General features: G+C 57.2%; 18 protein-coding genes. 10 read left to right on the top strand and 8 right to left on the bottom strand.

The window, feature by feature from the left end; all coding sequences use genetic code 11:
* Positions 1–3 precede the first annotated feature (3 nt).
* The 3 genes from lolA to lrp all read right to left on the bottom strand — a co-directional run bounded on the left by lolA (position 4) and on the right by lrp (position 4,970).
* Positions 4–615: an outer membrane lipoprotein chaperone LolA gene (gene lolA / locus PGH32_RS03205; protein WP_123332462.1), complete on the bottom strand. Its 612-nt coding sequence runs from the start codon at positions 613–615 to the stop codon at positions 4–6.
* A gap of 65 nt (positions 616–680) precedes the next feature.
* Complete coding sequence (locus PGH32_RS03200) at positions 681–4,355, bottom strand: DNA translocase FtsK 4TM domain-containing protein (RefSeq protein WP_337893161.1); 3,675 nt, start codon at positions 4,353–4,355, stop codon at positions 681–683.
* A 120-nt stretch (positions 4,356–4,475) separates the two neighbouring features.
* Entirely contained in the window at positions 4,476–4,970 is a 495-nt protein-coding gene (gene lrp, locus PGH32_RS03195) for a leucine-responsive transcriptional regulator Lrp (protein ID WP_006118610.1), read from the bottom strand.
* Positions 4,971–5,493: 523 nt separating this feature from the next.
* Between lrp and trxB the strand changes: the two genes are divergently transcribed.
* The 5 genes from trxB to infA all read left to right on the top strand — a co-directional run bounded on the left by trxB (position 5,494) and on the right by infA (position 11,408).
* Positions 5,494–6,462, top strand: coding sequence for a thioredoxin-disulfide reductase (gene trxB, locus PGH32_RS03190; RefSeq protein WP_314419871.1), 969 nt, complete (start codon positions 5,494–5,496; stop codon positions 6,460–6,462).
* Positions 6,463–6,610: 148 nt separating this feature from the next.
* A complete protein-coding gene (gene cydD / locus PGH32_RS03185) occupies positions 6,611–8,380 on the top strand; it encodes a heme ABC transporter permease/ATP-binding protein CydD (protein ID WP_337893160.1) in 1,770 nt (589 codons plus the stop codon).
* Positions 8,377–10,107 carry a heme ABC transporter ATP-binding protein/permease CydC gene (cydC, locus tag PGH32_RS03180; protein WP_337893159.1) on the top strand — a complete coding sequence of 577 codons (1,731 nt, stop codon included), beginning with the start codon at positions 8,377–8,379 and terminating at the stop codon, positions 10,105–10,107. The genes cydD and cydC overlap by 4 nt, the downstream gene beginning before the upstream one ends.
* Before the next feature lie 31 nt (positions 10,108–10,138).
* Positions 10,139–10,843, top strand: coding sequence for a leucyl/phenylalanyl-tRNA--protein transferase (gene aat / locus PGH32_RS03175; protein ID WP_337893158.1), 705 nt, complete (start codon positions 10,139–10,141; stop codon positions 10,841–10,843).
* A gap of 346 nt (positions 10,844–11,189) precedes the next feature.
* Positions 11,190–11,408: a translation initiation factor IF-1 gene (gene infA, locus PGH32_RS03170; RefSeq protein WP_002211347.1), complete on the top strand. Its 219-nt coding sequence runs from the start codon at positions 11,190–11,192 to the stop codon at positions 11,406–11,408.
* Between the two features lie 96 nt (positions 11,409–11,504).
* Here infA and clpA read toward each other — a convergent pair whose 3' ends face one another.
* Together clpA and clpS are read right to left on the bottom strand one after the other, a co-directional pair.
* Positions 11,505–13,781 (bottom strand): ATP-dependent Clp protease ATP-binding subunit ClpA, encoded by a 2,277-nt coding sequence (gene clpA / locus PGH32_RS03165; RefSeq protein ID WP_314419882.1) that lies wholly within the window; start codon positions 13,779–13,781, stop codon positions 11,505–11,507.
* A 28-nt stretch (positions 13,782–13,809) separates the two neighbouring features.
* Positions 13,810–14,130, bottom strand: a complete 321-nt coding sequence (gene clpS, locus PGH32_RS03160) for an ATP-dependent Clp protease adapter ClpS (RefSeq protein ID WP_314419884.1) — start codon at positions 14,128–14,130, stop codon at positions 13,810–13,812.
* A 324-nt stretch (positions 14,131–14,454) separates the two neighbouring features.
* On the opposite strand from clpS, the gene cspD reads away from it, so the two are divergent.
* Positions 14,455–14,682 carry a cold shock-like protein CspD gene (cspD, locus tag PGH32_RS03155; RefSeq protein WP_105593464.1) on the top strand — a complete coding sequence of 76 codons (228 nt, stop codon included), beginning with the start codon at positions 14,455–14,457 and terminating at the stop codon, positions 14,680–14,682.
* A 136-nt stretch (positions 14,683–14,818) separates the two neighbouring features.
* Here the strand turns inward: cspD and PGH32_RS03150 are convergent, their stop codons facing one another.
* Positions 14,819–16,483: an ATP-dependent endonuclease gene (locus PGH32_RS03150; protein WP_337893157.1), complete on the bottom strand. Its 1,665-nt coding sequence runs from the start codon at positions 16,481–16,483 to the stop codon at positions 14,819–14,821.
* 207 nt (positions 16,484–16,690) lie between these two features.
* Here PGH32_RS03150 and hcp point away from each other — a divergent pair, with 207 nt between their 5' ends.
* From hcp to ltaE, 4 genes are all read left to right on the top strand, one after another.
* Positions 16,691–18,343, top strand: coding sequence for a hydroxylamine reductase (hcp, locus tag PGH32_RS03145; RefSeq protein WP_337893156.1), 1,653 nt, complete (start codon positions 16,691–16,693; stop codon positions 18,341–18,343).
* Positions 18,344–18,346: 3 nt separating this feature from the next.
* Positions 18,347–19,345 (top strand): NADH oxidoreductase, encoded by a 999-nt coding sequence (hcr, locus tag PGH32_RS03140; protein WP_337893155.1) that lies wholly within the window; start codon positions 18,347–18,349, stop codon positions 19,343–19,345.
* Positions 19,346–19,466: 121 nt separating this feature from the next.
* Positions 19,467–21,188, top strand: coding sequence for a ubiquinone-dependent pyruvate dehydrogenase (gene poxB, locus PGH32_RS03135; RefSeq protein ID WP_337893154.1), 1,722 nt, complete (start codon positions 19,467–19,469; stop codon positions 21,186–21,188).
* Positions 21,189–21,250: 62 nt separating this feature from the next.
* Complete coding sequence (ltaE, locus tag PGH32_RS03130) at positions 21,251–22,255, top strand: low-specificity L-threonine aldolase (protein WP_314419890.1); 1,005 nt, start codon at positions 21,251–21,253, stop codon at positions 22,253–22,255.
* Positions 22,256–22,299: 44 nt separating this feature from the next.
* Here the strand turns inward: ltaE and PGH32_RS03125 are convergent, their stop codons facing one another.
* The gene (locus tag PGH32_RS03125; RefSeq protein ID WP_337893153.1) at positions 22,300–23,148 is read right to left on the bottom strand and encodes an N-acetylmuramoyl-L-alanine amidase; all 849 of its coding nucleotides are present in this window, start codon (positions 23,146–23,148) and stop codon (positions 22,300–22,302) included.
* Complete coding sequence (locus PGH32_RS03120; protein WP_337893152.1) at positions 23,145–23,468, bottom strand: heavy metal-binding domain-containing protein; 324 nt, start codon at positions 23,466–23,468, stop codon at positions 23,145–23,147. The genes PGH32_RS03125 and PGH32_RS03120 overlap by 4 nt, the downstream gene beginning before the upstream one ends.
* Positions 23,469–23,558 lie beyond the last annotated feature (90 nt).

Genomic DNA, 23,558 nt, shown 5'->3' with positions numbered 1-23,558 from the left:
ACCTCACTGACGCTGATCGTCCAGGGTCACGCCTTTTGGCGGCGTAAACGTGAACTTATCGGCGGAGATGCTGCCGTTTTGCTGGCTTTTCAGCGCATAGCTGCTGCGCTGGCCGTCCTGCTCAACAGCGCTGAACTGGTTGATCGTACCGTTGGTTGAAACGTTAATATCAAACTGCTTCAGGTTGCCATCGATTGATTTTGGCGTCAGGGAGAAGTTATCCCCTTTCTGCGCGATATTGTACTGCTTCCAGTCGCTGGCCTGATTGCGGGCAATCAGCATAAACGGCGTGTTGCCGGTGGCGTCTTTCAGCCAGCTGGCGCTGACCTGCTCCACGAAAGGATTGTAGAACCACAGCGTTTTGCCATCGGAAATCAGGGTGCTTTCATCGGGCGCCGTCATGTGCCAGTTGAACAGATTTGGGCGCTGCACCCACATTTCCCCTTCGCCGTCCTGCACGGATGCGCCGCTACCATCGGTCACTTTTTGACTGAAGGTAGCGTGGAAACTTTTTACTTTATCCAGGCGCTGTTTCAGCTCGCTGGACGCATCGGCCAGTACGCTGGCCGAGGTAAAGGCCGCCAGCAGACAGCACGAGATTACAAATTTCTTCATTACGGCATCCTTAATAACGCTTTGGTGTCACGCTTCAGATAAAGCGTTGATTAAAAAAATGTCCATCACATTTCATGCGGCGGCGGTGCCAGCACTTCACGATTTCCGTTGTGGCCCGGCGATGACACAATCCCCTGCGCTTCCATCTGTTCAATGATGCGCGCGGCGCGGTTGTAGCCAATGCGGAACTGACGCTGAACCCCGGAAATTGAAGCACGACGCTTATCCACCACGAAAGCAACCGCCTGGTCGAACAGCTGATCGAGTTCTTCGTCCCCTTCCATACCGCCGCCGGCTGATTCACCGTCATCGCCGCCGCTGAGAATACCCTCTTTATATTTTGGCCGCTCGCGTGCCTTCCAGTCCTTGACCACCGCATGAACTTCCTGATCGCGAACAAATGCCCCGTGCACGCGCACTGGGATCGAAGAGTTCGGAGCCAGATACAGCATGTCACCCATACCGAGCAGGGATTCCGCACCGCCCTGATCGAGAATCGTCCGGGAGTCAATTTTACTTGATACGGTAAAAGCGATACGGGTCGGGATGTTTGCCTTAATCAGACCGGTAATCACATCCACCGAAGGACGCTGGGTTGCCAGAACCAGGTGAATACCGGCCGCACGGGCTTTCTGCGCCAGGCGTGCAATCAGCTCTTCCACCTTTTTACCCACGGTCATGATCAGGTCGGCGAACTCATCGACCATCACCACGATATAAGGCTCTTTTTCCAGCACCGGCGGCGTCATGTCCATGCTGTCGGTCGGCTTCCAGAACGGATCGGGAATCGGACGTCCCATCTCTTCTGCCAGGTCCACTTTTTCGTTGTAGCCGGCTATGTTACGCACGCCCAGCGCTGACATCAGCTTGTAGCGACGCTCCATCTCAACCACACACCAGCGCAGAGCATTGGCCGCATCTTTCATATCCGTAACCACGTCGGTTAACAGATGCGGGATCCCTTCATAGACCGACAGCTCCAGCATTTTCGGATCGATCATGATAAAGCGCACTTCTTTCGGCGTCGCTTTATACAGAATGCTGAGGATCATGGCGTTAACGCCCACCGACTTACCGGAACCGGTCGTACCGGCAACCAGCAGGTGAGGCATTTTACCGAGGTCGGCTACCACCGGCTCGCCGGAAATATCCTTACCAAGGACAATCGACAGCGGAGACGGATTATCCAGGAACGCCGGGCAGTTCAGCACCTCACGCAGATACACCGTCTGGCGTTTCTGATTAGGCAGCTCAAGACCGACATAAGGACGCCCCGGGATCACTTCCACCACGCGCACGGCGACGGCAGAGAGCGAACGCGCCAGATCACGGGAGAGGTTAGAAATGCGCGCCGCTTTCACGCCGGGAGCCAGATCCAGCTCAAACCGCGTGATCACCGGTCCGGGTGAGTGCCCAACCACCTCCGCTTTAACGCGGTAATCGGCCAGCCGCGCCTCAATCAGACGAGAGGTCTGCTCAAGGGCAAAGTGATCGACCGGTTCGGTTTCCGTTGGCGGAGACGTCAACAGGTCAAGGCTCGGCAACGGCGTCGTTGGCTTGTAGGTTGGCTGCTCATGGCGGACCAGGAATGGATGGATAAGACTGTCCATGTCCGGTTCCTGAGCGGCAGGTTCAACACTTACCGCGGGCTGCACGGCCTGAGCCGCAGGGACCGGTCGCCAGGCTGAAGCCGGCGCAGGTTCAGCCGGTTGTTGTTGCGATGAATGCACGGTATCGGCCTGTGGATGCCACTGCGCTTCAGGTTCGGCTTTCTGCCATTGAGATGCCTGCTCTTCGCGACCGTGTTGCTGTGGCACAGTAACTGAAGGCTGCGGTTGTTGATATGTGTTTACCGGCTGCTGTTGCGGCTGCTGCCATTGAGGCGTAGCGGGTTCTGGCTCTGCCACTGACGATGGCATAAACAGAGGCTCGACAGGACCGTCATCGACCAGGTCATCCATCGGTGAGAAGTCGAACGCGGAAGAGGTATCCAGAGTGAACGCTGGCGCTGCAGATACTGATGCAGACTGCGCGGACGACACGGTTGGCGCGGTCGGTTCGCTTTCAGCCGCGTAGCGCTGCTGCTGCTGTTGCGCAAACTGGCTGGCTAACGCGGCCTGCTGCACCAGTTCTTCTTCCTCAGGGGAGAGCTCTTCGCCATAGCGCTGCTGCTGCTGGGCCAGGAACGCCGCGCGCAGGTTTGCCTCCTCGGCGTCGTTATCCTGCTCGTCGCTGAGGGTTGGCGCAGCATAGCCAGGCGACGCAGATCGCACTGCTGCCTGCTGCTCCTGTTCCTGCTGCTGACGCAGCTCTTCTTCTCTGGCTTTCTCTTCGGCCATCCGCTGCGACGGCAGTTTAATGCCATAGGAAGCCAGCTCGCGGCGAGTTGGCAGTTTAACCGGCTTAGGACGGGGCAGTTCAGGGCCGATACCCTGTTTCACCTGCGGATTATCGTCCTCATCGCTGGTCGCGCTGAAACCCGGCATAAAGGGCATTGTATTCCCGGAACCCTGCGAAATAGCGGCAGCTGCTGTCGCTATCGTCGCAGCCGCGTGCGGCGTCGACTGCGGAGAGAATTCAAACGGTGAAGAAGCGGCTTCACGCCAGTTCCCCATCTGCGGGCCATCATCCTCATCCTGGTAAGAAGGCGCAACCGGTGCCGGGGTCTGCACTTCCTGAGGGACTTCAAAGCGATAAAGCGGCGGTGTGGCGGCCTGCGCAGCAACAGGCTGCGCTGACGGCGTAACGGGCTGCGTCAGAGCAGAAGCCTGCTGAGGCTGAGCTGCAACGGGTTCCTGGCGCGCTGGAGGTGTTTCCTGCGCGGCATCGTGACGTTGTGCGGCCTGGGTGTTCGTACCGGCGACAACAACGCTGGCTACCGCGGCCTGACCTGCCAACGGCGCGTCGGCTATCGCAGCAGGATCCACTGATGTTTCAGTCTCATCTGATGCCTGCTTCAGCGGTGCAGCCAGCAGCGGATCGTGTTCGTCGTCTGCAACTTCCGGCAGCGCGTGTTTTGCCAGCAGAACGTCGTCACCCTCGTCTTTACGTGCCGCACGAGAAGAAATGACCGGCGCGTCGTCTTCCTCGTACTCTTCGTCTTCATGCCATTTTTCATCCGCACGGGAGCGATTGCTGGCAAACGTCAGCACGCCCATCACCACCGCGCCAATTTTCTCGGCAATGGTCAGCCAGGACCAGCCGGTATACAGCGTCAGACCTGCCGCCCAGACGCACAGCAGGATTAACGTCCCGGCCGGGCCGTTCACCCACGGAGCCATGGCATTGCTTAGCAGACTGCCAATCACGCCGCCGGAGGCGAAGTATCCCATATCATCGGCATTCAGCGCCGCCAGGCCGCAGGAGGTCACCACCAGCGCAAGCACGCCGATGAGCCGCAATGCGACGGCAAAATAGTCGATGTATTCCTGGGAGTTACGCTGGCGGAAGGTGATCCAGCAAAGACCTAAAATAACGGGAGGGATCGCATACGCCATCACGCCAAAAATGAAAAATAGCGTATCGGCAAGCCACGCACCCACACCACCACCGAGATTGTGGATCGGCTCGTGCCAGGCGGTTTGCGACCAGCTCGGATCGGAGGCATTGAAGCTCACCAGTGCGACCATCAGATAAATGGCGAAAAGAGCAACAATAATCAGTAGCGCTTCCAGCAGACGACGTCCACTGCTCAGCGGTTGTAACGAAACTTCTTTATCTTCTGTATATTCCTGGCTCAAGAGTACTCTCCAGGTGCCTGTAAATTATGAAGGCAACAGCGTCGGGGCTAACCCGACGCTGAACCTGTATGAATTCACAGGAGTGTATCGAAACCTACCAGGTTTTGCACCTGTCCTGTGTTACCGGGTCTTAATCACTAAGCGGTTACTTTGTTTCACTTCTTCCATGACCACATAGGTACGCGTATCGTTCACTCCCGGCAGGCGCAGCAGCGTTTCCCCGAGGAGTTTACGGTAGGCGGACATGTCCGGTACACGGGTTTTCAACAGGTAGTCGAAATCACCGGAAACGAGGTGACACTCTTGAGTTTCCTCAAGTTTTTGCACGGCGGCGTTAAATTGTTCAAACACATCCGGCGCACCACGATTCAGAGTAATCTCAACGAAAACCAGCAGCGAGGCGTCCAGATAGTGCGGATTCAGCTGCGCGGTATAGCCAAGAATAAAGCCCTGGCGTTCCAGGCGGCGTACGCGTTCCAGGCATGGCGTAGGAGATAACCCCACGCGCTTGGATAATTCAACGTTAGAAATACGCCCATCCTTCTGTAATTCATTCAGGATGTTGCGGTCGATTCTGTCAAGGTCTTTACCCGGTCGTTTTTTATTGTCTACCATTATTATTGTCTCTCTTAAATCCTTCCCTTTACCTGCCTACCCTGCACGCTGAGTCGTTTACAGAGTCGTTCTAAGTGAAGACATAGAGCCTGCTGCGATATTTCACGCCTCATCTGCATGACGCATGTTGTCTGTCCACACCATGCGTCATTCCAAATGACAGACTGAGTTTATTCGAGGACGAACGCAAAACAGACAAAATCGCCGCTGCGCTATCTTAAATATTCTCCGCTTCCAATAATGTTTTCGCAAAACAACAGCCGATTGTCAAAGTAAAACAACCAAAACCAGTACAACATTCCAGATAACAGGCTGGCTCTCTGTTTTTCAATGACAATTTTTCTTACCCACCATCGTTAAAAAGCAGTAATTGCTGTTTTTTTGCGCAAAGCGTATTCGTTCTGCGGCAATGATTGGTTTAGCCTTTTTCATTAATCGTTAACAAAATCGCAGAATGCTTTTTTTGCACCGCTAAATTCCCTACAATCCCAACCATGCTCGTCAGTTAATTAATGAGGATCTCATGGGTACGGCTAAACACAGTAAGTTACTGATTCTTGGTTCGGGTCCGGCAGGCTACACCGCCGCCGTTTATGCGGCCAGGGCCAACCTGAATCCGGTACTGATTACCGGTCTCGAAAAAGGTGGCCAGCTCACCACCACGACCGACGTTGAAAACTGGCCGGGAGATGCTAATGAGCTGACCGGTCCGCTGCTGATGGAACGCATGCACGAACACGCGGTGAAATTTAACACCGAGATTATTTTTGACCATATTCACAGTGTGGATCTGCAGAATCGTCCGTTCCGTCTGACCGGCGATGAAGGCGAATACACCGCTGATGCGCTGATCATCGCCACCGGTGCTTCCGCACGTTATCTGGGTCTGCCGTCTGAAGATGAGTTTAAGGGCCGTGGCGTTTCCGCCTGCGCCACCTGCGACGGCTTTTTCTATCGCAATCAGAAAGTCGCCGTCATCGGCGGTGGTAATACCGCCGTTGAAGAGGCGCTTTACCTGGCCAACATCGCCGCTGAGGTTCACCTGATCCACCGTCGCGACAGTTTCCGCGCGGAGAAGATCCTGATTGACCGGCTGATGGAAAAGGTGAAAAACGGCAATATCGTGCTGCACACCGACCGCACGCTGGACGAAGTCCTCGGCGATCAGATGGGCGTCAGCGCGTTACGCCTGCGTTCAACGCATGATGAAACGCAGACCGAAGAGCTTCACGTGGCGGGTCTGTTCGTGGCTATCGGCCACAGCCCTAACACCGGCATTTTCAACGGTCAGCTTGAACTGGAAAACGGCTATATCAAAGTTCAGTCCGGTATTCATGGTAATGCCACCCAGAGCAGCATTCCTGGCGTATTCGCTGCGGGCGATGTGATGGATCATATTTATCGTCAGGCCATTACGTCCGCGGGCACCGGCTGTATGGCGGCACTGGATGCAGAACGTTATCTTGACGGTTTAGTTAAAAATAATCAGTAAGTTGTTAAAACTCTGAGCTTATCTTGCCTGAGGCGACGAGCAATTGTCGCCTTTTTATCCTCCGCATTGTAACATTGCCGCGCTTGACACCGATCTTCCTGGGGGCTTCTGCCTCACTACCGTTTACGTCAGGGCAACTCGGCAACACATGAATAAAACACGACAACAACAACTCACCCGCTGGCTGAAAAGTCAAAGTGTTCACGGCCATCGCTGGCTGCGGATCTCATCCCTGCTCGGCACGCTGAGCGCGCTGCTTATTCTGGCTCAGGCGTGGTTCCTTGCCTCCCTGCTGCAGGCGCTGATTATCGACCACCTGCCCCGCGAGACCCTGGGGGTTGATTTCATCTTACTGCTGGCCTGTTTTGCCGCGCGTGCCCTGCTGGCATGGCTGCGGGAAAAGGCGGGCTTTAAAGCCGGACAGGCCATCCGCCTTGCGCTGCGCCAGCGCGTACTGGACCGGCTGACCGATCTCGGCCCGGCATGGATCCAGGGCAAACCAGCCGGAAGCTGGGCTACCCTGCTGCTGGAACAGATTGAGGAGATGCAGGATTACTACGCGCGCTACCTGCCGCAGATGATGCTGGCGGGCGTGATCCCCTGTATGGTGCTGATCCTGCTGTTCCCGGTGAACTGGGCCGCCTCGCTTATTCTTCTTGCCACGGCTCCGCTCATTCCCCTGTTTATGGCCATGGTCGGAATGGGCGCTGCGGATGCTAACCGCCGTAACTTCCTCGCACTGGGTCGCCTGAGCGGCCAGTTCCTCGATCGCCTGCGCGGGCTGGAAACGCTGCGCCTGTTTAACCGCGCCGAAGCTGAAACCGAAACGATTCGTGACGCCTCGGAGCAGTTCCGTCAGCGCACGATGGAAGTGCTGCGGATGGCCTTCCTCTCTTCGGCGGTGCTGGAGTTCTTTGCTTCCATCTCCATCGCGCTGATCGCCGTCTATTTCGGCTTCTCCTATCTTGGCGTATTCGATTTCGGCCACTACAGCGGTCCGGTGACGCTGTTCGCCGGTTTCCTGGTGCTGATTCTGGCGCCGGAGTTTTACCAGCCGCTGCGCGATCTGGGCGCGTTCTATCATGCCAAAGCCCAGGCCGTCGGTGGCGCTGATGCCCTGCAAAGCTTCCTTGAAGAGAGTGAAGATGCCGCGATTAAGCGTGGCGAACTGAAACCGGACCTCAGCGCCGGATTCAGCCTGGTCGCGCGCGAAATGACCGTGACCACCGCGGACGGCACGGTGCTGGCTGGCCCTTTGAACTTCGAGCTGCGGTCAGGGCAGCGAATTGCGGTGGTCGGTCAAAGCGGCGCCGGTAAAACGTCACTGATGAATGCGCTGCTCGGCTACCTGCCCTATACCGGCTCACTGCAGGTCAACGGTACGGAACTGTGTGATATCGACCCCGATTGCTGGCAGGCGCAGCTGGCCTGGGTCGGTCAAAACCCCCATCTTCCCGCTAATACGCTGCGCGAAAATATTTTGCTAAGCGGTAATCAGGACGAAGCGCACCTCCAGCAGGTTCTTGAAGTGGCCGGGATTAACGAGTTTCTTCCTCGCCTGCCCGCCGGTCTGGACACGGATACCGGCGATCAGGCCGCGCGGCTTTCCGTGGGGCAGGCGCAGCGCGTTGCCGTTGCGCGCGCGCTGATGAAGCCCTGCCGGCTTATGCTGCTGGATGAACCCGATGCCAGCCTTGATACGCAAAGCGAGCAGCACGTCAATCATGCGCTGCTGCAGGCTTCTCATGCCCAGAGCACGCTGCTGATTACCCACCAGCTCGATCGCCTGGCACAGTGGGACGAAATCTGGCTGATGCGCAACGGCACCATCGTGCAGCAGGGAGACTGGGCAACCCTGGCCGGCGCGCCCGGGCCATTTGCTGAACTGCTGGCACAGCGAGGAGGATCGTTAGAATGAAAACTCTGCTGCCCTTTTTGAAGCTTTATCGTCGCCATATCTGGCGCCTGCTGTTTGGCATGCTGCTGGCCGCCGTTACGCTGTTGGCCAGTATCGGCTTACTAACGCTGTCGGGCTGGTTCCTTGCTGCCACCTCGCTGGCGGGCGTGGCGGGTATCTACAGCTTTAACTACATGCTGCCGGCGGCCGGCGTGCGCGGTGCTGCAATCACCCGCACCGTCGCACGCTACGTTGAGCGCCTGGTCAGCCACGACGGCACCTTCCGCGTTCTGCAGCATCTGCGCGTATTTACCTTCAGTAAGCTGCTACCCCTCTCCCCCGCCGGCATTGCCCGTTTCCGTCAGGGAGAGTTGCTCAATCGCCTGGTCGCCGATGTGGATACCCTTGACCACCTCTATCTGCGGGTGATATCCCCGCTGGTGGGTGCGCTGGTGGTCATTGCCGTGGTGACGGTTGGTTTGAGCTGGCTGGATGTTGGCCTGGCGCTCACCCTCGCCGTGCTGATGCTGTTCACCCTGCTGCTGCTTCCCCCGGTATTTTATCGCGCCGGGTTGCCTGTTGGCGCAGATCTGACCCGCTTACGCGGGCAGTATCGTAGCGGCCTGACGCGATGGTTACAGGGACAGTCCGAGCTGAGGCTGTACGGCGCTGCCGGCCAGTTCCGCAGCGCGTTGGACGGCACGGAACGCCGGTGGCTTGACGTGCAGCTGCGCCAGGCAAGTCTGACCGGCCTGTCGCAGGCGCTGGTGATGCTGATGGGCGGCATTGCCGTTACCCTGATGCTGTGGCTGAGCGCGGCCGGTATTGGTGGCGATCCTCATCCGGGTGCTTACATTGCCCTGTTTGTCTTCTGTACGCTGGCCGCCTTTGAGGCGCTGGGCCCGGTGGGAACCGCCTTCCAGCACCTTGGCCATGTTATCGCCTCCGCACAGCGGGTCACGCAAATTATCGAACAGGCACCGGCGGTGACCTTTTCCGCCACCGCGACGCAAAATGCTCGCGGCGCGGCGGTCACTCTGCAGGACGTCAGCTTCCGCTATGCCAGCCGCGATCCGCTGGCGTTGGACGGCGTTTCTCTCAACATCGCCGCCGGCGAGCACATCGCCCTGCTGGGCCGTACCGGCTGCGGTAAATCCACGCTGCTGCAGCTGTTAACCCGCACCTGGGATCCGCAGCAGGGCGAAATATTACTCAATGGCGTTCCACTGCCCGCCTGGGGTGAAGCCGACCTGCGTAGCCGCACCAGCGTGGTGACACAGCGCGTTCACCTGTTCACCAGTACGCTGCGTGATAATCTGCTGCTTGCCGCGCCGGGATCCAGCGACGAGCAGCTGTGTGACGCGCTGCATCAGGTCGGGCTGGAGAAACTGCTGGAAAACGATCGGGGGCTGAATGCATGGCTCGGTGAAGGGGGGCGTCAGCTGTCGGGCGGTGAGCTACGGCGTCTGGGCCTGGCCCGCGCGCTGCTGCACAACGGCGACCTGATGCTGCTGGATGAACCGACTGAAGGGCTGGATGCCGAAACGGAGCAGCAAATACTGGCGCTGCTGCGCAAGGTTGCCCAGGGTAAAACCCTGATCATGGTGACCCACCGCCTGCGCGGCCTGGCAAACTTCGATCGGATCTGCGTCATGGACAACGGCAGGATCATCGAGCAGGGCGATCATCAGCAATTAGTGGCAGACCGCGGCCGCTACTGGACATTTTTACAACGCTTTGCGCTATAGTCTTTAGCTCCAGAACCCTGCGGACATCATCATGCGTTTGATCCAGCTATCGCGCGACTCGTTAAACTTCCCGCCGCCAGACATGGCGCTGCGGGAACCTAACGGACTCCTGGCAATGGGCGGCGATCTCAGTTCTGCCCGCCTGCTCAATGCCTATCATCACGGGATTTTCCCGTGGTTTTCGCCGGGCGATCCGATTCTGTGGTGGTCACCCGATCCCCGTGCGGTGCTGCCGCCGGAGGAATTCCACCTCAGCCGCAGCATGAAGCGCTTCCATCAAAAATCCCCCTATTCCGTTACGCTTAATCACTGTTTTTCAGAGGTCATAGCGGGCTGTGCGACCGATCGCGACGAAGGCACCTGGATCACGCCAGAAGTGATCCAGGCCTGGCAAACTTTGCATTCTCAGGGCCACGCGCATTCGGTTGAGGTCTGGCAGGACGATGTGCTGGTCGGCGGGATGTACGGCCTCGCGCTGGGGCAGATTTTTTGCGGCGAGTCGATGTTCAGCCGCAGCGAGAACGCGTCCAAAACGGCCCTGCTGGTATTCAGCGGCTGGTTTGCCCGGCAGGGCGGGCAATTAATTGACTGTCAGGTGCTTAATCCCCATACCGCCTCATTGGGCGCCCGGGAAATATCCCGTGCCGGCTATTTGCAGTACGTCGATGATTACGCGCGGCGTGCGTTGTTAACCGAATGCTGGCGACCTCAAAGGCTTTTTACTCGTAGATGTTAATGTTTTCCAGCAACGCACGGATAACAGTGGTATAATGCCCGCGTTTGGTATGTCGTCCGCCTTTCACCGGTACAAGATGGTGATGCGGAATCCCAGGCTGGGAATCTCAATGCACCTGTCAGAACTGTTTTTCATCGTGCGACAAAGCAGATTTAAACAGATTCTTAGCCCGCTGTTCCCCCACGCAGACGCTATTCAATACGACTTATTCGTAACGCTTCCGTGCCCGAATGGCATGAGAGGAGTTGATGTGGGTGATCAAATCATCTGCAATTCTTTACTTAATACGTGAAATTCGGCATTATCTTGCCGGTTCAAAACTAAGGTAGTCCACCTAGAGGATTCGATGGCCAAAGAAGACAATATTGAAATGCAGGGTACCGTACTTGATACGTTACCTAACACCATGTTCCGCGTTGAATTGGAAAACGGTCACGTGGTTACCGCTCATATCTCCGGTAAAATGCGCAAAAACTATATCCGCATCCTGACGGGTGACAAAGTCACTGTAGAGCTGACCCCGTACGACCTGAGCAAAGGCCGCATTGTCTTCCGTAGTCGCTGATTAGCCCCATTCCGTTCCTGCCCGCAGAGTTATGCCTGGCAGCAACCATAAAAAAAGGCCGGATAATTATCCGGCCTTTGTTTTTTCTGCTGAACCTTAATGCACGGTCCCTTCCGCTTTACGCTTCTCAGCGCTGAGGAAGTGATAGGTCAGCTGATTTTTCTCTTTGTCCAGACCAACCGATACGGAACCCCCGTCAACCAGGGAGCCAAACAGCAGCTCGTTCGCCAGCGGTTTCTTCAGGTTCTCCTGAACGGCACGGGCCATTGGACGGGCACCCATCGCCTTGTCATAGCCTTTATCCGCCAGCCACTCCCTTGCTTCATCGCTGACTTCCAGCGATACGCCTTTCGGATCCAGCTGTGCCTGCAGCTCAACGATAAACTTATCGACAACCTGATGGATCACCACGCGATCGAGGTGTTTGAACCAGATAACATTATCAAGGCGGTTGCGGAATTCCGGCGTAAAGATCTTTTTGATCTCTTCCATCGCATCGGTGCTGTTATCCTGCTGGATCAGGCCGATCGATTTACGTTCGGTTTCCCGCACCCCGGCGTTAGTGGTCATCACCAGCACCACGTTGCGGAAGTCCGCCTTGCGGCCGTTATTATCGGTCAGCATACCGTTGTCCATCACCTGCAGCAGCAGGTTGAAGACGTCCGGGTGAGCCTTCTCGATTTCATCCAGCAGCACCACAGCGTGCGGATGCTTAATTACCGCATCGGTCAGCAGGCCGCCCTGATCGAAGCCGACATAGCCCGGAGGCGCACCAATCAGGCGACTGACGGTGTGGCGTTCCATGTACTCGGACATATCAAAGCGCAGCAGTTCGATACCCAGCGCACGGGCCAGCTGAACCGTCACTTCGGTTTTGCCCACGCCCGTAGGCCCGGCAAACAGGAACGACCCCACCGGTTTACGATCCTGCCCCAGACCGGCACGGCTCATCTTGATCGCCTCGGTCAGCGCTTCAATGGCGTTATCCTGCCCGAACACCAGCATTTTCAGGCGATCGCCCAGCGTTTTCAGCGAATCGCGATCGCTGGCAGAAACGCTCTTCTCAGGAATACGCGCAATACGTGCCACCACGCTTTCGATGTCCGCGACGTTAACGGTTTTTTTGCGTTTACTCACCGGCATCAGACGCGCACGCGCACCGGCTTCATCAATCACGTCAATCGCTTTATCCGGCAGGTGGCGGTCGTTGATATATTTCACCGCCAGCTCCACCGCCGCACGCACGGCTTTCGCCGTGTAGCGAACATCGTGGTGCGCTTCGTATTTCGGCTTCAGCCCGTTAAGGATCTGTACCGTCTCTTCCACCGTAGGCTCGGTAATATCAATTTTCTGGAAGCGGCGCGCCAGCGCACGATCCTTCTCAAAGATATTGCTGAACTCCTGATAGGTGGTTGACCCCATCACCCGAATCTTGCCGCTTGATAACAGCGGTTTAATCAGGTTTGCGGCATCAACCTGGCCACCGGAGGCCGCACCTGCACCGATGATGGTATGGATTTCATCGATAAACAGAATGCTGCTGGTGTCCTGTTCAAGCTGCTTGAGCAGCGCTTTAAAACGCTTCTCAAAGTCGCCACGGTATTTAGTTCCGGCCAGCAGTGAACCGATATCCAGAGAATAGATGGTGCACTCTTTCATCACTTCCGGCACGTCGCCCTGCACGATACGCCATGCCAGACCTTCGGCGATCGCGGTTTTACCCACGCCGGATTCACCCACCAGCAGCGGGTTATTCTTGCGGCGGCGGCACAGTACCTGGATAGCACGCTCCAGCTCTTTATCGCGGCCGATCAGAGGATCGATCCCCCCGACTCGGGCAAGCTGGTTAAGGTTGGTGGTGAAGTTTTCCATACGTTCCTCCCCGCCTGCTTGCTCTTCGTTAACCGGATTTTCCGCGCTGGATGACGGGCCTGGCTCATCTTTACGCGTGCCGTGAGAGATGAAGTTCACCACATCAAGGCGGCTGACTTCATGTTTGCGCAGCAGATAAGCTGCCTGCGACTCCTGCTCGCTGAAAATCGCGACCAGTACGTTAGCGCCAGCCACTTCGCTACGGCCTGATGACTGGACGTGGAATACTGCACGCTGCAGTACACGCTGGAAGCTGAGCGTAGGCTGTGTGTCACGCTCCTCTTCGCTGACCGGCAGGACCGGGGTGGTTTGTTCGATAAAGGCTTCAAGCTCCTGACGGAGCGCCACGATATCCACACTGCAGGCTTCCAGTGCCTCTCTGGCCGACGGGTTACTGAGCAGCGCCAGTAACAAATGCTCGACGGTCATAAACTCATGTCGGTGCTCGCGCGCTCTGGCGAAAGCCATATTTAAACTGAGTTCCAGTTCTTGATTGAGCATAGGCACCTCCCCCAATAGATCGCCTTATTCAGGCTTTTTCCAGCGTACATAGCAACGGATGCTCGTTTTCCCTGGCATACTTGTTCACGTGGACCACTTTGGTTTCGGCAACTTCGGCGGTAAATACGCCACAAATAGCCTTCCCCTGGTAATGCACCGTAAGCATCAGTTGCGTTGCACGTTCAACATCATAAGAAAAGAACTTTTGCAGTACGTCAATAACAAATTCCATAGGCGTATAGTCATCATTGTGCAGAATGACCTTATACATGGAGGGCGGCTTAAGTTCCTCGCGAACTTTGTCATCCGCAAGCTGTTCAAAATTAAGCCAGTCGTTAGTCTTTCCCATACATATCCAGTGTGATCAACATTGCTTACTTCTGCCAGATTAACACTATTCAGGTTATGTTTAACACGACCAAAATGTTGTGCGATATCGTTGATATTGTGAACAAAAGGTTACATTCGCGACCTTCATCACAAAATTCGCAATAGCGTTAACTACCTCAAATTTTGATGATTTTGTCCCTGAGTGCACCGCTCGTTTGCTTGACCGGCCCGGCTAATTCTCTACAGTACACAAACTGGCTGAATGTGTTTTAAACAGCCATCGGGCGCATTGCCTGATATTTCTCCCCACCAATTTTGAATGTCTTGCGAGGGATGTAGAAGCATGGAGACGGGTACTGTTAAATGGTTTAATAACGCCAAAGGCTTCGGTTTCATCTGCCCGGTAGGGGGTGGCGACGATATCTTCGCACACTACTCAACGATTCAGATGGATGGATACAGAACGCTGAAAGCCGGGCAACAAGTCCAGTTTGATGTGCATCAGGGACCCAAAGGCAATCATGCCAGCCTGATCGTTCCGGTAGAAACGGCAGTCGCAGTAAGCGCCTGACCTGATTAACTCATTCTGTACAACCCTGCGACAAAATGCCAGCCAGCGATGCTGGCATTTTTATGCGATGACTGCACAACGGTATGGATATTGGGCTGACAATCGCTTTTTCAACCACCCCCGGCCCATTTTCCCTTCAGTCCGCTTTCCCTCGTGCCAGCCACTGCACGCGGGCAAACATCCTGCGCAGTAGCTGCGGGATAGCCTCCGTGCCGCGAACGGCAGCCTCTTCCGCCACCGCAATCGCCAGGTCCGGCTTGGACGAATGAGAAATGGCTTTGGCAATCACCCGCCGCAGGTTCATCGGCACGCCTTCGGGTAAACGCGCGATACGATGATATACCGCCGAGAATCCCTGCCTGTACAGGAAATGCTCCATATCCAGTGCGGGTAATTGGGTCAGATAGTTCGCTTCAGGTTCACCTGCCGATATCTGGCTGCGTGCCGTGGCGGCATATTTCTTACCGGCCTCGTCGCCGTCGGTCAGCACATGCCACTCAATGCCCATGCGTCGGGCAAACTTAATCAGCGGTTTTAACCCCGACTGCGCAAACTCGATGACTTTGATCCCCTCAGCGGCAAAATGATAATGGCACTGCCGCGCGAGTTCATTCATCACCCAGACCTCGGTTTCCCCTTCCACCAGCAGCCAGCAGCGGGCAAACAGCGCAGAAGGCCGGTTGAGGCGGATATGAAAGGCAATACGCCGTGCGTCTTCACTACTCAGCCCACTCTCACCCAGCCGCCAGGCGGCAACTCGTCCGCTGTCGCGCACCAGACGGCAGATATGTTCAACCGGCACCTGCGACAGCAGTTCACCCGAATTCGTGGTTGCTATCTGCTGCAGCGGCAGCACCGCCAGCAGCTCCTGCGCCACCGCCAGCATAATCGGGTGCAGCCGCGTTTCAGGATCCTCCAGCAGCAGCAGGGGGCGCGCCTGCGGAGCAAGCTGCTGTACGCCGCGCACCTGCACCAGCTGCGCAAACATCTGCAGCAGGATCAGCCGCCGACTGCGGCTGTCGGCGGCAGTAATCAGCTGATTAATTTCGGCCAGATGGCGCCAGCCAAGCCGGGACGCACGGTGGTGGTGAGGCGCTCGCTTTTGCGGCACCTCCTCCACGGATTGCTGCCAGGAAAAATAGTGCTCCAGCAGCTGCTGGAGCGTACCCAGCCCCTGCTGCAGGGCGCTGTCGGTGAGATTCTGCGGCCGGGAAACCACGTCGCGGGTCAGTTCACCGATCTGACTGACCAGCTCGCCAAACTGCCGCTCCCCCACGTCTGCGGGGGCTTCACGCGGCAGGCGGCGGCTGAAACGCGCATCCCGCAGGCGCAGCACGGGGTGCAGCTCTATAAGTAATTTCACCCGTTCATTGCAGGCGCTGCCTTCCAGCAGCGGTAGTCCATCACTATCGATAAACTGGCGGCGCGTCAGCACGCGCTCATCCGCCTGCAAACGCCCTTCCACGCGCAGCCTGATGCGTTGCAGACGATCGTCCCCCTTCCGCCATAAAGAAGAAAAACGCTGATAGCGCCCGGAGTCGACGTCTCCCTGCTCCTCACGCCAGGTGAAGATTGCGGACAGACGCTGTTCGCGGCTTTGCTGCTCCCCCGGCGGATAATAGAAATCATGCGGCGTAAACTGATACAGCTCCTGCTGCGGCGCCAGCAGCAGGGACAGCACGTCCAGCAGGCTGGATTTACCCCAGGCATTTTCGCCAATCAGTACATTATGCTGTTCCAGAGGTAGCACCAGGCGACTCAGGCCACGAAAGCCCATAACGTCAATCTGTTCCAGAATCATATCCGCCTCACTCCGTCCGTTTTAATGAGAATGGTCGGGGGAAAGCGGCAGGTCAAGGAACTGAATGCAGATTACTACTATTTTCATTCAGGTATGATATTGAGCCAGATCAAGCCGATATCGGATTAGCAGGCGAAGCGCTTGCAATCACCCGCAGGACGATCTTTCATAAGGTGCATTTAAAATACATCTTATAAGGATGAGACCATGTTTTGTATTCAATGTGAGCAAACCATGCGTACGCCAGCCGGGGACGGCTGCGCATATGCACAGGGCATGTGTGGTAAAACCGCAGAAACCTCCGATCTGCAGGATCTGCTGGTCGCCGTTCTACAAGGGCTGTCGGCATGGGCGCTGGAAGCGCGTAGCCTGGGGATCATCGATCATCAGGTCGACAGCTTCTCCCCACGCGCTTTTTTCTCCACGCTGACCAACGTCAACTTTGATTCCCAACGTATTATTGATTATGCCTTCGAAGCGATTCATCTGCGTGAAGCGCTGCGCCTTCGCTGCGAGCAGGTTGCCGGTCGCGCGGCACCGCAGCATCCGCTGGCAAATCTGGCACTGGAAAGCCACGACGTCAGCGTTCTGCAGCAGCAGGCCGCGCAGTTTGCCCTGCGCGATGCGAATACGCACCCCGACATCCTCGGCTTACGTCTGCTGTGCCTGTACGGCCTGAAGGGGGCCGCGGCCTACATGGAGCATGCCCACGTCCACGGCCGTTTCGACAATGATGTTTACGCTCAGTATCACCAGATCATGGCCTGGCTGGGCACTCACCCTGACGACAGTGCGAAACTGGTCGACTGCGCCATGCAAATCGGCAAAATGAACTTCACCATCATGGGCATGCTGGATGAGGCGCAAACCAGCGTCTACGGCGATCCACAACCGACGACGGTGAATGTCCGCCCGGTTGCCGGCAAAGCAATTCTGATTTCCGGCCACGACCTGAAAGACCTCCAGCTACTGCTCGAACAGACTGCTGGCAAGGGCATCAACGTCTATACCCACGGCGAGATGCTGCCGGCCCACGGCTATCCGGAACTGAAAAAACACCCGCATCTGGTCGGCAACTACGGCAGCGGCTGGCAGAATCAGCAGACCGAGTTTGCCCGTTTTCCCGGCCCGGTCATCATGACCTCTAACTGTATTATCGATCCCACCGTGGGCGATTATCAGCAGCGCATCTGGACCCGCAGCATCGTCGGCTGGCCGGGCGTCAACCACGTTTCAGGCGATGATTTTACAGCCGTGATTGATCAGGCGCTGTCGATGCCGGGATTTCCCTACAGTGAAATTCCGCATGAGATCACCGTCGGTTTCGGCCGGAAAGTGTTACAGGATGCGTGCGACAGCGTTATTGACCTGGTCAGCCGTAAAAAGCTACGCCATGTGTTTGTGATAGGCGGCTGCGACGGCAGCCGCGACCAGCGCAGTTATTACACCGAACTCGCGCTGGCAGCACCGAAAGACGCGCTGATTATGACGCTCGGCTGCGGAAAATATCGCTTTAACAAACTCGACTTCGGCACCATTGAAGGACTACCGCGCCTGCTGGATGTCGGCCAGTGCAATGACAGCTACTCGGCAATTATGCTGGCGGTGAAGCTGGCCGAAAAACTTAACTGCGGCGTGAACGACCTGCCGCTGTCGCTGATGCTCTCCTGGTTTGAGCAAAAGGCGATTGTGGTGCTGCTGACGCTGCTGGCGCTTGGGGTGAGAAACGTGCGCACCGGCCCGACCGTGCCGGCCTTCCTGACGGAAAATCTGCTGGCCATCCTCAACGAACAGTTTGGGCTGCTGCCGGTGAGCAGCGCTGAACAGGATATGGCCGTTGCTCTGGGCGAAGGAGTATAAATTATGAACATGCATCCCCTGTGTCAGTGGCGGATGCAGGTTCACCACCTGCATCAGGAAACGCCGGACGTCTGGACCATCGCGTTAATTAATCATGACTTTTACCGCTGGCAGGCGGGGCAGTATGCGCTGGTCAGCATCGGTGGCGGAGAAGAAGTCCGTGCTTATACCCTTTCCTCAACCCCCGGCCAGAGCGAGCTGATTACGCTGACCGTTCGCCATATTGCCGACGGTAAAGCTTCCGGCTGGCTGACTCAGCGGCTGAAGCCTGGCGATAACGTCTGGCTGTCCGATCCCCAGGGCGATTTCAGCTGCGAACGGTATCCGGCCGCAAATTATCTGTTTCTGGCGGCAGGCTGCGGTATTACGCCGGTGATGTCCATGTGCCGCTGGCTGCGGCAGCACCGCCCGGAATGCGGCGTGCGGTTGGTTTACAGCGTGCGCTCCGCTAACGATGTGATCTTTGCCGGCGAACTTGCATCCATGCAGCCCTGGCTGAAACTGACGATTCTGGCTGAAAATCAGCCCGCAGCGGGGATGCTGCCCGGGCGGCTGGACCGGATGCGACTGGCATCATTAGCCCCGGATATCGCTGACGCAACGGTGATGATCTGTGGGCCTCAGCCCTATATGGTGCTGATGGAAAATGATGCCGCCGTTCTGGGTGCCAGGCAAATCCTGACAGAGCGATTTACCCCCGGTACCGCCATCCCTCCCGATGAACCTTCACCGGAAGCAAAAGCCACCCTCACACTGAGCAGTCCGCTACTTTCCCGGGCCGCTTCATTCCCCGCAGGCTGGTCGCTGCTGGCCGCTATGGAAGCCCATCACCTGCCCGTCACCGCCGTATGTCGGGCGGGCGTCTGCGGCTGCTGTAAAACGCGTGTCGCCAGCGGTAACTACACCACCAGCAGTACGCTGACGCTGACCGAAGAAGAGATTGCGCAGGGTTACGTGCTGGCCTGCAGCTGCCAGCCACAGGGCGATATCGTCCTCTGCTAAACCGGAGCGTGTGAAACAGCTTGTTGCACACGCTTCCCCTATCCTGCCCGCCTTCAACTATGCTTTTGCCAGCAGTTAATCCCGGAATTTATCAATCGAACGTGCTGACGAGGAGGAATGCATGAAGCAAACTGTTGCGGCACTGGTCGCAAAAACCCTTGAGAATGCGGGTGTGAAACGCATCTGGGGCGTGACCGGTGATTCGCTTAATGGACTGAGTGACAGCCTGAACCGTATGGGAACCATTCGCTGGATGCCCACCCGCCATGAAGAGGTCGCGGCGTTTGCCGCCGGCGCAGAGGCACATCTGACCGGTGAACTGGCGGTCTGTGCCGGTTCTTGTGGTCCTGGAAACCTGCATTTGATTAACGGTCTGTTTGACTGTCACCGCAACCACGTTCCTGTACTGGCGATTGCCGCGCATATCCCCTCCAGTGAAATTGGCAGTAACTATTTTCAGGAAACGCATCCCCAGGAGCTGTTCCGCGAATGCAGCCACTACTGCGAACTGGTGTCGAATCCCGAGCAGCTGCCGCAGGTACTGGGCATCGCCATGCGTAAAGCAATACTGAATCGCGGTGTCTCGGTGGTGGTCCTGCCGGGAGACGTCGCCCTTCAGCCAGCCCCGGAAGGCGCCAGCGAGGCCTGGTATCCGCCGCAGCAGCCGCTGGTGCGTCCGGCTGCCGATCAGCTCTCCGCGCTGGCAGAGCAGCTCAACGCAGCCAGCAATATTACCCTGCTGTGCGGCAGCGGCTGTGCCGGTGCGCATGCGGAGGTCGTGAAGCTGGCCGAAACGCTGAAAGCGCCTGTCGTTCACGCCCTGCGCGGCAAAGAACACATTGAGTACGACAATCCTTATGACGTGGGCATGACCGGCCTGATCGGTTTTTCATCCGGATATCACGCGATGATGAACGCCGATACGCTGGTGGTACTCGGCAGCCAGTTCCCGTACCGTGCTTTTTATCCACCTGAAGCACAGATTATTCAGATTGATATTAATCCCGGCAGCCTCGGCAGCCACAGCCACGTGAATATGGCGCTGGTCGGTGATATCAAAGCCACGCTGACTGAGCTACTGCCGCAGCTGACGCTCAAAAACGAGCGTGGGTTCCTCGACAAAGCCCTGAAACACTATACCGAAACCCGTAAGGATCTTGACGATCTGGCCACCGCCAATGATAAACAGGCGATCCATCCTCAGTATCTTGCGCAGCAGGTCAGCCGGTTCGCCGATGAGAACGCCATTTTCAGCTGTGACGTCGGCACCCCCACCGTGTGGGCGGCCCGCTATCTGAAAATGAACGGTAAACGCCGCCTGCTGGGATCGTTCAGCCACGGATCCATGGCGAACGCCATGCCCCAAGCGCTCGGTGCACAGGCCATCGATCCTCAGCGGCAGGTTATCGCCCTGTGCGGGGACGGCGGTTTCAGTATGCTGATGGGCGATTTCCTCTCGCTGGCGCAGCTTAAACTGCCGGTAAAAATCGTGGTGTTTAACAACAGCGTGCTGGGCTTTGTCGCCATGGAAATGAAAGCCGGTGGCTACATGACCGACGGCACCGAGCTGCATAATCCCAACTTTGCCGCCATCGCAGAGGCCTGCGGGGTCAAAGGGATCCGCGTGGAGCGGGCGTCCGATCTTGATGCCGCGCTTCAGCAGGCGTTTGCACACGATGGTCCGGCGCTGGTGGATGTGGTGACCGCGAAAGAAGAGCTGGCGATGCCTCCGCAAATTAAAATGGAGCAGGCCAAAGGCTTCAGTCTGTATATGCTGCGGGCGATTATTAATGGCCGGGGTGATGAAGTGGTTGAGCTGGCAAAAACTAACTGGCTGAGGTAAAAAGAATTGTCGTTATTTTCGGGCGCTGCGGCGCCCGTTTTCATGGGTAGAGGAGAGCAAATGTGATCGATCTGCGTAGTGATACCGTAACACGTCCGAGCCAGGCAATGCTCACGGCAATGATGTCCGCTGAAACCGGCGATGACGTTTACGGTGATGACCCGACGGTGAATCTGCTGGAGGCGGAAGCGGCTGCGCTCAGCGGCAAAGAGGCGGCGTTGTTTCTGCCGACCGGCACGCAGGCCAACCTGGTGGCGCTGCTCTGCCACTGCCAGCGCGGCGAAGAGTACATCGTCGGGCAACTGGCCCATAACTACAAATACGAAGCCGGCGGCGCGGCGGTGCTCGGCAGCATCCAGCCACAGCCTATTTCTGCCGCGGCTGACGGTACGCTGCCGCTGGATGTCGTTGCACAGTTCATCAAGCCTGACGACCTGCATTTTGCCATGACCCGCCTGCTGAGCCTGGAAAATACCCACAACGGCAAAGTGCTGCCGCTGAGCTATCTGCAGCAGGCGTGGGAATTTACCCGCCAGCGCGGGCTGGCGCTGCATATTGACGGCGCACGCATCTTCAATGCGGCCGTGGCGCTGAACGTGCCGCTGGAAGAAATCAGCCGCTACTGCGACACGTTAACCATCTGCCTGTCGAAAGGGCTGGGCGCGCCGGTCGGCTCCCTGCTGTGCGGCAGCGCGGAATTTATTCAGCGCGCGCGCCGCTGGCGGAAAATGACCGGCGGCGGCCTGCGCCAGGCGGGTATTCTTGCCGCAGCCGGGCGCTATGCTCTGCAGCACAACATCGAACGCCTGCGGGAAGATCATGAGAATGCCGCCTGGCTGGCCGGTGCGCTGCGGGATATCGGCGTGGAGGTGACGCGTCACGATACCAACATGCTGTTCCTGCGCCTGCCGGAAGAACAAATAGCGACGCTGGGGCCGTGGATGCGCGAGCGTGGCATCCTGCTCAGCCCGGGTCCGGTCACGCGGCTGGTCACCCATCTGGACGTTGACCGCAACGCGCTGCAAACCCTCGTTAATGAATGGCAGGCTTTTTTAAAGCAGCATTGATTGATCCAGGCCCGGCGATAGTAATGCCGGTCTGTGGGTCGTTATTAACCCGAACCCGACCCGTATTTTTCAACCAGCGCCGCAGCGATAGCTTCGGTTTCCGCATCGGCAAATCCGCGATAGTCGCTCTGACGGAAGTGCATCTGAAACGCCGCGATCAGCACCTGCTGCTGATACGGCGTCATCTGCGGCGTGACCTCATAGCCGTAACCTGCCAGCAGGCCGAGCAGTTTACTTTTATCTACGCGCTGCGCCGGTGAGCGATTGCCGAGATAAAACGCCACCCGATCCGCATCGGGCCAGGCACCCACGCCCTGCTCCGCCAGCCATTGCCAGGGAAACAGCGGGCCAGGATCCTGCTTACGCATTGGCGCAATATCGCTGTGCGCAACGACATCCTGCGGACGAATGCCGTAGCGCTGCACGATATCGCGCGCCAGCGGCAGCAGCGCGGCCATCTGCGCGGGAGGGAACGGTGCGAAGACCGCCTCTTTGCCCACCCGCCGCCAGCCGGGGTTCTCCAGCTCAATGCCGATTGAGGTATCGTTGATCCGCGTCGCGCCCTGCCAGTAGCTGATCCCCGCATGCCACGCCAGCATCGACTCCGGCACCAGTCGCCAGACCAGCGGTTGCCCGTCGAATTTCGGCGGTGAAGCTGGCAGCAGATAATGCGCACTCACCGAGTGGTTGGTCAGGGTATTCAACGAAGGTGAGAAATCGCCTGCCGTATAGTGGATCACCAGCACTTTAATGCGCGGGCGCGCGCCCCAGGCTTCCTGACGGCTGTCCACCGTATAGCCCCGCTGTTCATGCAGGCCCTGCGGCGTAATTGAGGTCAGCAAATAGATCGCCAGCAGCACCAGCAGCGGGCGAATAAAAGACAGCGGAGTCATGGGCGGCTCAGTTTCACCGCGGTGCCGCTAATCAGTACCATCAGTATCTTGTCCTTACCGACGCTTTCATAACCGATATGGACGCCAACCACGGCGTCAGCCCCCATTGCTTTCGCCTGTTTTTCCAGGTCTTCAAAGGCAATTTTACGCCCTTTAGCCAGTTCTTTCTCGTAAGAGCCAACCCGGCCACCAACGATGTCGCGAATGCCCGCAAAAAAATCACGGAAAATATTCACGCCCAGGATCACCTCTGAGGTAACAACACCACAATAGTCAGCGACCGGGTTCCCTTCCAGCGTTGGGGTAGTGGAAAACTTCATGCCTCTCTCCTTGTAAAATGACAGCGCTCTAACTGTGAATAGGAACAAATACAGTCAGTGGTAACATTGCCTTAGCTGAACAATAAGGAA

This window comes from Erwinia sp. SLM-02, from assembly GCF_037450285.1.
Lineage (GTDB): Bacteria > Pseudomonadota > Gammaproteobacteria > Enterobacterales > Enterobacteriaceae > Erwinia.
Note: the sequence above shows the minus strand (reverse complement) of the source record. Positions and strands in the feature narration are given on the sequence as shown.